Below are 12,129 nucleotides of genomic sequence, written 5' to 3' on the forward strand. Positions count from 1 at the left end.
TGCGCCGGTGCAGGCCACGTCGTCCATCGCCGAACCGAATCAGGCTTTGCAGGCTGAACTGGATAAATTTACCCAGGATTTAACGGCCAAAGCGCGCAGCGGCCAGATTGACCCGGTGTTGGGGCGCGACAATGAAATCCGCCAGATGGTGGACATTCTCTCCCGCCGCCGCAAGAACAACCCGATTTTGGTGGGGGAACCCGGCGTGGGGAAGACCGCCCTGGTGGAAGGGCTGGCGCTGCGCCTGGCCAGCGGTGACGTTCCGGCCAGTTTGAAAGACATCGCGATACGCGCCCTCGATTTGGGCCTGTTACAGGCGGGGGCCGGTGTGCGCGGCGAATTTGAACAACGGCTGAAGAACGTGATTGCCGCCGTTCAGCAGTCACCGACGCCCATCCTGCTGTTTATCGACGAAGCCCACACCCTGATTGGTGCGGGCAATCAGGCGGGAGGTGCCGATGCGGCCAACCTGCTGAAACCGGCGCTGGCGCGCGGTGAACTGCGCACCATCGCGGCCACCACCTGGTCAGAGTACAAACAGTATGTTGAGCGTGATGCGGCACTGGAGCGACGTTTCCAACTCGTCAAAATAGACGAACCGGACGATGCGAACGCCTGCCGGATGCTGCGCGGCCTGAAGGCCCGTTATGCCGCCTACCACGGGGTGCATATTCGCGATTCGGCGGTGAAAGCCGCCGTGACGCTCTCGCGCCGTTATCTGACGGGCCGACAGCTACCGGACAAGGCGGTCGATCTGCTGGATACCGCCAGCGCCCGGGTGCGCATGGGCCTGGATAACGAACCGCAGCAAATGGTGCATCTCAGAGCGGAACGGGCGGCGCTGACCCTCGAGCAACAGGCGATTGAACGCGACAAGGTGCTGGATCCGGCGGTTGACCCGGCCCGCCTGGCGGACATCAGTGACCGGCTGCGGGCACTGCAGCAGCATGAGGTCCGGCTGGCGGTGCAATACGAGGCCGAGCGTGCGTTAACCGAACAACTGTTGGCGGCACGTCAGGACGGCAGCCGCCGTGAGGCGTGTGACGCACTGCGGGCGCAGTTGCACGATATCCAGCGCTGCAACCCGCTGTTGTGGCTGGACGTGGATGCCCGGGCGGTGGCGACGGTGATCGCCGACTGGACCGGTGTGCCACTGGGCAGTCTGTTGAAGGACGAACAGAGCGAATTGCTGCAGCTCGAACGCCAGTTGGCCAAACGGGTGATCGGGCAGGAGGCGGCGCTGGGTGAGCTGGCACAGCGGCTGCGTGCCGCCCGCGCCGGGCTGACGCGAGACAACGGCCCGCAGGGCGTGTTCCTGCTGGTCGGCCCGAGTGGCGTGGGCAAGACCGAAACCGCGCTGGCCCTGGCGGACACCCTGTTTGGCGGTGAGGCGTCGCTGATCACCATCAACCTCTCCGAATACCAGGAAGCGCACACCGTCAGCCAGTTGAAAGGGTCGCCACCGGGCTATGTGGGCTACGGCCAGGGCGGCATCCTGACCGAAGCGGTGCGCCAGCGCCCGTACAGCGTGGTGTTGCTGGATGAAGTGGAGAAAGCGCACCGTGACGTGCTCAACCTGTTCTATCAGGTGTTTGACCGGGGCGTGATGCGCGACGGCGAGGGGCGCGAGATTGATTTTCGCAACACGGTGATCGTGATGACCTCCAACCTCGGCAGCGATACGCTGATGACGTATCTGAACCAGCACCCGGATGCGCCGGAGAGCGAGTTACACCAACGGCTGTACCCGCTGTTGCGTGACCATTTCCAGCCCGCGCTGCTGGCGCGTTTCCAGACCCTGATTTACCGCCCGCTGGGCGCGGTGGCGCTCAAACGCATCGTCGCCATCAAACTGGCGCAACTGGCCCAACGGTTGCAGCAGCATTACGGCCTGCACTGCGTGATTGAGGCGTGCCTGATCGACGCTCTGGTCGAGGTCTGCCAACTGCCAGACAGCGGAGCGCGCAATATCGACAGCCTGCTCAATCAGCAGGTCTTGCCTGCACTGAGCAGCCAACTGCTGCAACGGCAGGCGGCCTCACAACCTGCTCAGGGGCTGACGTTGGGTTACAACGACCACAACGGCATCACCCTGACCTTCACGGATACGGTTGTCACGACAGACAGCACGGAGGCATTATCATGGTAAGTACCGCCGGTTCACTGTTTTTTGACCACAGCCAGCACAAGCTAAAGGTGTGGGGCATTACCGCGCCACTGGATGTGCTGGCGTTCAGTGGCGAAGAACACCTCAGCCAACCCTTTGCCTACCAGATTGCGTTTACCAGCCCGGAGAAAGACCTGCAGCCTGCGCAGATGCTGATGCAGGACGCGAGCCTTACGCTCAACGCGCCGCCGGTCACGTTGCCCATGTTGGGATTCGCCGTGCCGGAGCCGATGCCGCTGCGTACCCTGCATGGGGTGATCAGCGGGTTTAAACGCCTTTCCACCTCGCGTGACGAAAGCCGTTATGAAGTGACGCTGGTCCCCCGTCTGGCGCTGTTGGCCAACAGCCATCAAAACCGTATTTACCAGCACCTGTCGGTGCCGGAGATTGTGGAAAAGGTGCTGCGTGAGCGACATGGCTTCAAGGGGCAGGACTTCCTGTTCACCCTGGCCCATACCTACCCGAAACGCGAACTGGTCATGCAGTACGGCGAGGATGACCTGAAATTCGTCAGTCGCCTGTTGGCCGAAGTGGGGATCTGGTTCCGCTTTACTGCCGCCCCCCGTCTCAAGATTGACGTGGTGGAGTTCTATGACGACCAGCGGCATTACCAGTTTGGCCTCACGTTGCCGCTGCGCAGCCCCTCAGGCCTGGACAGTCAGGGCTCGGAATGTGTCTGGGCCCTGGAAACGGCGCACAATGTGGTGGAAGGCAAGGTCAGCACCCGTGATTACAACTACCGTGACGCTGGGGCGGCGATGGATGCGGAGGTGGATGTCAGCCGGGGAGACAAGACCACCTACGGCGAAGCCTACCACTACGCTGACAATTACCTGACCCTCGGGGATCAATACGCGCAGGAGCCGGACCCGGAAAGCGGCGTATTTTACGCCCGGTTGCGCCACGAACGTTACCTGAACCAGCAGACGCAGCTGAGCGGCATGACCACCTCGGCCAGCCTGACGCCGGGGCAGGAGCTGAAGGTGGTGGGGGCAGATGCGCCTGCGGTATTCCAGAAAGGGGCAGTGATCACCGGGATACGCAGCCAGGCGGCGCGGGATAAAAGCTATGAAGTGGCGTTTACCGCCATTCCGTACTCGGAGACGGTGTGCTACCGCCCGGAGCCGAGCGCCAAGCCGGTGATGGCGGGGACAATCCCGGCGAGGGTGACCAGTACCCTGGTGAATGACACCTACAGCCATATCGACAAGGACGGGCGCTATCGGGTGTCGTTCAACCTGGATCGTGACGAGTGGCAAGCGGGGTATGAGAGCCTGTGGGTGCGACTGGCGCGCCCGTATGCCGGGGACGTTTATGGACTCCATCTCCCGTTACTGTCGGGTGTCGAGGTCGGGATTGCCTTTGAAGGGGGCAATCCCGACAGGCCGTACATCGCGCACGCCCTGCACGACTCGAAACACCCGGATCATGTGACGATTGCCAACTACAAGCGCAATGTGCTGCGTACTGCGGGTCTTAACAAGATAAGACTCGACGATGAGCGCGGAAAGGAGCATATCAAGCTCAGTACGGTCTTTGGTGCCAGCCAGTTCAGCATCGGTCACCTGGTCGACAGTGCTCGAGAACAACGGGGGGCGGGGTTTGAGGCCCGAACGGACCTGTTCGGGGCGATACGTGCGGCGAAAGGGATCTTCATTACGGCAGATGCGCAGCCGAAAGCGCAAGGGGCAGTGCTGGAGATGGGTGCTGCGCTGGGTCAGTTGAGGCAGGCGGGCGACCAGATGCAGAGCCTCTCGGAGGATGCACAGGCGGCGAATGCAGACCCGGCGAAGGTCAATGCCCAGTTGGCGATGCTGAAGCAGGACATCGATCAGTTGAAATCGGCGGTATTGCTGATGAGCGCGCCGAAAGGGATTGCGGTAACCAGCGGGGAGCACCTGCAGCTGGCTGCAGCGCAGAACCTGATGGTGAACGCCGGTAACCAGGCCGATATCGGGGTGGTGAAGAACCTGTTTGTGGGAGTAGGTCAAGCGTTCAGCCTGTTTGTGCGCAAGCTGGGGATGAAACTGATTGCCAATCAGGGGCCAATCTCGGTGCAGGCACAGAATGACCAGATGGAGTTACTGGCGCGTAAAGCGATCAATATCACCAGTACCGAAGATGAAATCTGTATTACAGCGAAGAAAAAAATCACGCTGAACGCCGGTGGTACATACATCACGCTGGATGCGAACAAGATTGAGTCGGGTACGGCCGGCGACTATCTGATTAAAAGTGCCAGTTTTGCTTATACCGGCCCGGCCACGCAGAGTGGAGAGACCCCGGTAATGCCAATGAAGGCGGCGGACCCGATAGTACGTTCGTCATTCTCTTGATATAAGGAACAAAGCAATGCTTATCAGCCCCCCGAGACTACGTAACCAGAACAGCGGTGAAAGCGATGCTGACTGGGTTGAACGGATGATCCCGATCGATGTCCAGCGTAACTTTCCGATCAATGCCAGCCAAGCCTGGCATGGTGGTGTTCACCTGATGCACAGCGATATTGGCAGTAATGTGGAGTATATCCGTGCCATTGCGGACGGCACGGTCATTTCCCTGCGCCAACCCGACCAAAAGAAACGGGATATAGCGCCCCTGAACTACAACGGGAGCACCGATTGTGGCTATGTGTTGATAAAGCACGAAACGGAAATTGGCAGCGGTGAGGAAGGTAAGGTTCAATATTATTCGCTGTATATGCATATGGGTAGCATCAAAAGTGAAGTGAAACAGGGGAGCACTGTTTCTCGTAAAGACCCTCTGGGCCAGGTGGGACATATTGATGGTCAGAACGGCATCCATTTCCAGATATTCTGTGACGATGCCAATTTGAAAAAACTGGTAGGCCGCGAAACGACAGAACTGGATACCAGCAAGAATGGTCGCACTAATATCGTCTACGGTGATATGCATTTTTATCTGCCCACAGGCACCAAGTTTTACCCGACGATACCGGCGAATGACGGGGCAACGGCGACAGAAAGTACCGAACCGCTATATGTCACTATGCGTTTTGAGAAAGGTAGCTGTAGCATGATTACCCGTCGCAAAGTGGTCTTGAACGGCAGTTATGTGACTGTGGGGGAGGCATTAGTCGATGTGGAAGGGGATGAGTATGAACATAACCTTTGTAGCCATGCAGAAAAACTATACCCGGATAGCCCCAGTGCTGGTTACGAACTGTTGCGTTTTGGGCGGGTAATTAATACCGAATATGAAACTCTGGTACCGGCCAATGCTCCTCTGTGGCGCACAGTAAACTATCCAGGTGGGAGAGGTGTCGTCAATCTGGCCGACAGTAAGATCACCAAATTCAGCGATGGCGATTTTCCCCACTGGACCGGTTGGATACTGATTGACGATGATGCGGATGACAACAGCCAGTGGAACTCACCCACACTCTTTGCCCTCAATGGGCAAGACTTAAGTCGGACGATTTGCAATTTTCCGCTGGAATGGGATGAAGCAACGGCGGAGGGTCGTTATAGCTGGTTAAAATCACCGACAGAGGCGATTTCACTGTCTAACCATCAGACGGACCTTTTGGGGAAAGACCGTGTAGGTAACAAACAAGAAACTTCATACACACAAAGCGAATTGCAAACGTTTGATCAGCCAGCACCATCAGCCTATGAACTAGCCGGTGAAACGATCTCATTGGCAGACAAAGATTGGGATGAGTTGATGGCGCATATCAAGGCGCTATGTTTTGACACCAAAGGGCTTGGCCTGCCTTCTGGGCGCGTATGGCACTTTGAGCCCCGGCAGTTTATTACACACTTTAGGAAATGTTTATGGCAGGATGCTACGGTGATAGCGATGGTTATGTCAAAAATGAAGAGAGACATCCCATCAAATTTCACTGAATTAGCGAAAAAATACCAACCTGCGCTGAATAAAAGTATGCTGAAATATATCATCAATACGCCTGTTCGGCAGGCCCACTTTTTTGGGCAAGGTGCGATTGAGTCCGGTTTTTTAGCCTCGATGCAGGAAATCAGTTTAAAGCAGATAATATTGGATGGTAGACAGAAGGGGGATGGCCCTCAACCACTATCAAAAATGAATGAGGCAGACCTGGGACATTGGTATGGCGAGATACCGACAGAACAGGATAACTATTTTTCTGGTGATAAATATACCAATTCAGGCAGATTTATAGCTCATTCTTATAGCTGGATCCTTGGTAACTGTGGCGATATTGATGCACAGAAATTTAGAGGTCGTGGTTTTAAAATGTTAACTGGGCGGTCAAATTATGCACCTTATTGGGTTTATCGTGGCTGGTTGGCAAAAAGTAGTTTTGATCAGCATTGGTGGACTGACCGCATGTATAGAGAAAGGCGTGTCGCACAAATGAGGAAAAGGCCCGCAATCATTGAACGCCCACAAAAAGTAACGGAAAATGAGTACAATTGTGTTGATACAGGGGGATATTTTATTCGTAGCATAAAGTCGGGAACTGTGAGAGCTATGGATAAAGATAGAGGGTATATTTCTCCAACACCGCAGAACAGAGCTGATGAGGCAGAAGTTGTGAGGGTGGTTACAAAAGAAATTAATGGCGGTGACATGGATTTAGACAAAAGAAAACTATACACGGCTTTTGCTAAGGTAATATTACTATGATTAAGAATATCATTTTTTTATTATGTGTATGTTGTTTATGTGTTAATTATGCTCTGGCAGATGACCTGAGTGAGTATAAGGCAGTTATTCTTGATGGGGATGTTATTTATCTTAGTTCAACTGATCTTTCAATTGTAAAAATAGAAAACAGTAAAAATGGAACGATTGCGAATTGTAAAATAGCTAACTTTATACCGGATGATGCCAGACAAGGTGTAGGGCTGTTAATTTTAACGAGCGATAAGAAAGCTATTATTTTTTATTCATCATCACGTTATATGATAGTTGATGAACTGAGAAAATGTAAAGATGGAAACGTGGAGTTATATAAAAGTCCAGACCCCAAAAAATACACATTAGTAGATATTAATTTTAAACGTAAACTCTATCTCTCACTTTTAAACAGCAATATTAATATCTATCAGGCTATTATTGCTCACTTTGGTAGCGATGAAAATTTGATCAAAGCACCTGGTTTTGCAGGTTTTGATGATAACCTAGATGCACAAGGGTTTCCTCTTCCATTCCATGGTCAATCTGTTATATCCCCTGATGGCAAGTATGTAGCGCCTGTCGGTATATCAGCACAATGTAGGGATAATAATATTCCTGATTATCTTCAAAGTTTTCCAGGTGTTTGGGATATTGAAAAAAAGAAAAGAGTTACATTTAAAAGTAAGTTGGATGACTTGGACCAGTTGGCTAATGAGCAAGAGATAAATGATAAATGTAACGATTTATTTTTTGGGAAAAAGACCTTAAAAGAGTTACAGGGTAAGCTTAAATAGTTACCTTTCTTCTTAGAGATAATTGACGGTGAGGAAAAGTGAGTGCAGTTTTTGACAAGGTGTTTTTACTATGATTAAAAGTATTCTTTATTCATTATGTTTGGGCCTTTTACAAATGTCTCCTGCTCATGCGGATGATATAGAACAATATAAAAAAGTAACTTTGGATGGTGAAACTATTTATCTCACCTCACCAGATCTTTCAGTTGTGACAATAGTGAATGATAAACAAAAAAAATTTTCCAATTGTAAAATAGCTAATTTTATACCAGATGATGCTAGGCAAGGTGTAGGGATGCTAATTTTAACGAACGATAAAAAAGCTATTATTTTTTATTCATCATCACGTTATATGATAGTGGATGATTTAAAAAAATGCGTAAATGGCAAAGTAATACTGCATGGAAGCCCTAATCCTGAAAGTCAGTATAACATGGTTGTTGATATCAATTTTAATAAAAGACTTTATCTTTCACTTTCTGTTTTTGATGTAAGAACTAATGAGTATGAAGCAATCATATCTCATTTCGGTAGCAGTAAAAATTTAATTAAAGCTCCTGGTTTTTTTCAACTAGGAAAAAAAGGGAAAGGTTTTTTTCAACCAGAGCTTGGACAACCAGTTATATCCATCGATGGGAAATATGTTGCACCTAGTGGTACGGATGGACAATGCTTTAAGGTTAATGCGCCTTTCTATGGGGATAATTTTCCCGGTGTATGGGATATTGATAAGAGAAAGAAAGTTATGTTTAAACCAGTGATGAGTGATTCCGGGCGACTGGTAAATCAAGACGAAATGGATAAAAAATGCGATGACTTATTTAAAGGTAAAGCCACTCTTAAAGAGTTGGGAGGCGAGTTGAAGTAGATATTAATGTCGTTTACTGATTTTTCGTGTAAGCAGAGTTAATGAAAACTTTTCATATGGGAAAAGCTGTTGACCTTGATAGTATTGTTGGTAAGTGTGCGGAGGTGAGTGATTAAATGAAGTGTTTTTTAATATTGCTTTCCATTTTTTTTATTGATTACACTTATGCTAATCAAAGCTATAAGGATGTACTTTTCAAAAGTGCTACATTAAGTATTCCTACTAAGTGGAAGGTTAAGGTAGAAAATAATTGTTTGAGTGTTAATGATCCGAGTGCGCAAGGCTCAGGGGATTTTACAGTATGTAAATACATATCAAGTGAAGACAGTGATTACTTTATCAAGAATGAAGATGATAAATGGGAGGCTATGACTGAGGGGGTTCCCGTTTTAGCCGATGTAAATGTTATTTCAAAACTCACCGGCTTGAGTGCTATAGTCGAATGTAGATATAAAGATGATGCAGGGTATCATGTGGATCAATGTTTTCAAGCAGAGATATTTTTACCAAAAAATGCAGGTTTCACTTTTGTAGGTAAAGGTAACCCACATTTTTACGATGCTTATAAGAAAATATATTTATCATTTAAATTGAAAGGTATTGATTAAATCTTTCCCAGCATTGCGATAACACTTATGAAAAGTGGATGCAATTTCATTGTGGCGACTTGGGGGCGTATTGGATGAAAACTCTCAAAAAATCGAGGTTGTAGTCAAATAAATGAAGGTATTATTAATCAGTTCGTTATTTTTCTTATTTACAATTAACCTATGCTATTCATCTCAACCCGATTTGGAGATTTCTATCTTAGAGTTAAATAAATTAAAGATAAAAGAAAATAAGTCAGAAAGAATTTATAAATTCAATGTGTCAATCAATGGTTATGAAGTCAATTGTTCTGGAGAAAAAATGGTGCTGTGGGGGTATCCATTAAAATTTAATGATCAGAGTCCTGCTGATAATGGTTATGTTATATTTGATCTGAAAGATAAGAAAACAATAAAAAAGTCTAATGAGCCATGGGATCTTTGGTGCTGTATTTTTGTCTGATAATTCCAGAGTATTACTTGAAACAGGGTTTGGATATATTGTAAACATCAAGTCTGGGCGTGAAGAGGGATTTGATAATAATACACTAGAGAAATTAGCTAGCATTTCAGAAAACTGTCAAAAGCCAAAAGGTTGGAAGTATAATAAATTTCCTGAATGATTTTGTGTATTTTTAATAAAAAGGCTTCTATATGCGTTTTTTTGTACTCTTTGCTCTGGGATTACTCGCCACCGGATCGTCATATGCCGCACCATTAAAAGGTTTTTTCTTTAGTCATAAAGACTGGGAAGTGGCCTGCGACAATACGGGCACTTGTCGGGCTGCGGGTTATGGCGCAGGAAGTGAGGAAAAAGTCAGTATTTTATTAACGCGTCATGCGGGAACCAATGACAATGTGGAAGTAGAAGTTGCTTTTAATCAGCAAGCTGTGGGAGACCCTCCTAGAAAAAACGTGAAATTGTTTATTAATGATAAGTCAGAGGACATATTAAAGGAAAAGCCTGGAGGGTATTTTTTACTCAATTATGAGCAGGGAAAGTCTATCATTACTGCATTGCGTCAGAGTGATAAAGTTGAGTTCCTCGCCAATGGAGAGCGTGTGGAGCTCTCGACGGCAGGTTCGGATGCCGTTTTTTTGAAAATGGATGAGTTTCAAAAGCGTATCGGGACACTCAGTGCATTGCTGCGCCCTGGGAAGAATAACAATGATCATGTGTTACCCTCCATCCCCAAGCCTGAAATTATTACCCGGCCAGTTATTGCATCTCCAGAAATTAATTCATTATCTCCAGCGCAGTTACAAAAAATAGGGCGCTGGATACAACCAACACCTGAAATGTATTGTAGGGAGCTTGAGGAGGGGTATGAAAGGGTTTACGACATCATCCCGGTAGATAAAAATTATTCATTAATAAGAACAGAATGCTTTGACGTCTCCCGTTTTGCAATGTGGTTGATTGATAATGATTTCAAATCGCGTCCACAATTTATCACCCGTGATGTTGGAGACTATAAGGAGGGTAAGCTCTGGGAGTTCAGTGGGCCGATTCGAGCCTGGGTCTGGGATGGCAGGCACTTTGTTTTGAGTGACCAATACTATGATACCGTTAGGCTTGGGTCTGGCCTGTCCATCGGTGGAGTTTGGCACCTCCCAACCTTTGTCAGCAAGGTCCGCACTCAAGAAGACGTCGAGCGTGACAACATTGCGCTGAAAAAATTTTATAACGCCGTTATGAAAGAGAAAATGGCAAACCCAGAACTACCGACTTTAAGCAAGATTACTGAACAGTTCCCATTAAAAAAACCAATGGCGAGTTTTGAGATTTCGTATGCGGAAAACGCTCAGTTACCGGCAACCAAACCTTCTGCCGATATCACTGACGACGAGTGGCAGGCGTTTTTGCACTCCAATATTTCCACTTATACGGAAACTGGTACGGTAAACTTTCGGCTGGTTGACCTCGATAATGACGGTAAACGTGATTTAATTGTTGACGCCTATGTAGGGGGAACCGGCTTATTCAGGTTTACAGGTGTTCTTAAACGCGGTGATACCGAGTTTTACTCCACCAATAATGATGTTGACGACAATGAATCCAGTCTATCAGGAGAGCTATTTTCAGAAAATGGACGTGGTGCCAATCAGTGGAGTCAGTGGATTGAAATCAATGGTCAGGTCTACGCACTTTGGTTTAACGGTATGTTCGGTGAGGATAATCTTTATCTGATACGCCCGTTTAACAAAGCTGATAAAACGGCTGTGATTACCCTTCGCTATCATTATCAGCTAGATGCAATTGGTCCTCAGGAAGAAGGGAAACCGCTCACACCTGCGCTGAGTAATAAAGGCCGAAAGGATCTGTTGAAATCGCTTGAAAAAATGCAAAGAAACTTGTTTACAGAGCAGCCGGTGGGGCAGATTAATCCCCCTATCTGTCCAGTCCCACCAGGAACATCGCCTGAAGAGGCCGAACGCTATAGCATGGGTTTCCCTCTTCATTATTCTTACGAGCCTGTTGCGAAAATCCCTGTTTGGCTCAATGGCCATTGTTATATAGGAACTGTTGCCAGCAGTTTTGGACATTACAATCATGGTGTTTATGGGGAGATTATTCTTTTGTCCCCAGAAAAGGATGAAGAATCTATCGGCGGCTATACAGTGACTGGTTTAAGGAAGGTGACGTCGGTGACTAGTGGCTATAAAGAACGTGAAGGTGATAACGGAGTACCCTAACTTGATACTGCAGGGCAAAGACAAATGATAACATGACTCTTTGCTCACGAATGTGCCCCATAAAATAAGATAATATCAACAAACGCTACTTTTTAATTTTAATTATCAACGTGATAGGGAAGTTAGGCGATGAAAGGAATTGTTCGCATCGGTGATAAAACCACCCACGGCGGTGCCGTCAAAGCGGGATCGTCCACCATGAAGTTCGGCGGCATTGGCGTTGCTCGCCAAGGAGATCCGGTCTCTTGTCCCAAGCACAAAGAGACAGTGATTGCCGAGGGTCATGCTACCTTCCACGATAACGGGATCCCGGTCGCTTTTCATGGCCATCGCTGTGCCTGCGGGTGCACGCTGATCTCTTCCCTGTCTCAAGCCGCCGCGAGTTAATCA

At 48.5% G+C, this 12,129-nt stretch carries 10 protein-coding genes; all 10 read left to right on the forward strand.

Annotated elements, in window-relative coordinates; translation table 11 throughout:
- Positions 1 to 2,149: type VI secretion system ATPase TssH (gene tssH / locus WG891_RS22040; RefSeq protein WP_337264492.1), on the forward strand; the 2,149-nt coding region annotated here is incomplete at its 5' end.
- The gene (locus WG891_RS22045) at positions 2,143 to 4,503 is read left to right on the forward strand and encodes a type VI secretion system Vgr family protein (RefSeq protein WP_337264493.1); all 2,361 of its coding nucleotides are present in this window, start codon (positions 2,143 to 2,145) and stop codon (positions 4,501 to 4,503) included. The genes tssH and WG891_RS22045, both read left to right, overlap by 7 nt.
- Positions 4,504 to 4,519: 16 nt before the next feature.
- Positions 4,520 to 6,799 (forward strand): M23 family metallopeptidase, encoded by a 2,280-nt coding sequence (locus WG891_RS22050; protein WP_337264494.1) that lies wholly within the window; start codon positions 4,520 to 4,522, stop codon positions 6,797 to 6,799.
- Entirely contained in the window at positions 6,796 to 7,587 is a 792-nt protein-coding gene (locus tag WG891_RS22055; protein ID WP_337264495.1) for a hypothetical protein, read from the forward strand. Before WG891_RS22050 ends, WG891_RS22055 begins: the two co-directional genes overlap by 4 nt.
- A 70-nt stretch (positions 7,588 to 7,657) precedes the next feature.
- On the forward strand, positions 7,658 to 8,455 hold the full coding sequence (locus WG891_RS22060; protein WP_337264496.1) for a hypothetical protein: 798 nt from the start codon (positions 7,658 to 7,660) through the stop codon (positions 8,453 to 8,455).
- 116 nt (positions 8,456 to 8,571) lie between these two features.
- On the forward strand, positions 8,572 to 9,063 hold the full coding sequence (locus WG891_RS22065) for a hypothetical protein (RefSeq protein ID WP_337264497.1): 492 nt from the start codon (positions 8,572 to 8,574) through the stop codon (positions 9,061 to 9,063).
- Between the two features lie 112 nt (positions 9,064 to 9,175).
- Positions 9,176 to 9,505 carry a hypothetical protein gene (locus tag WG891_RS22070; protein WP_337264498.1) on the forward strand — a complete coding sequence of 110 codons (330 nt, stop codon included), beginning with the start codon at positions 9,176 to 9,178 and terminating at the stop codon, positions 9,503 to 9,505.
- A complete protein-coding gene (locus WG891_RS22075; protein ID WP_337264499.1) occupies positions 9,498 to 9,665 on the forward strand; it encodes a hypothetical protein in 168 nt (55 codons plus the stop codon). Before WG891_RS22070 ends, WG891_RS22075 begins: the two co-directional genes overlap by 8 nt.
- Before the next feature lie 31 nt (positions 9,666 to 9,696).
- Positions 9,697 to 11,739 carry a DUF1176 domain-containing protein gene (locus WG891_RS22080; protein ID WP_337264500.1) on the forward strand — a complete coding sequence of 681 codons (2,043 nt, stop codon included), beginning with the start codon at positions 9,697 to 9,699 and terminating at the stop codon, positions 11,737 to 11,739.
- Between the two features lie 129 nt (positions 11,740 to 11,868).
- Positions 11,869 to 12,126, forward strand: coding sequence for a PAAR domain-containing protein (locus WG891_RS22085; RefSeq protein ID WP_337264501.1), 258 nt, complete (start codon positions 11,869 to 11,871; stop codon positions 12,124 to 12,126).
- Positions 12,127 to 12,129: the final 3 nt, after the last annotated feature.

Origin of the sequence: Serratia sp. MMO-28, assembly GCF_037199905.1 — a bacterium.
GTDB lineage: Bacteria > Pseudomonadota > Gammaproteobacteria > Enterobacterales > Enterobacteriaceae > Chania > Chania oryzae.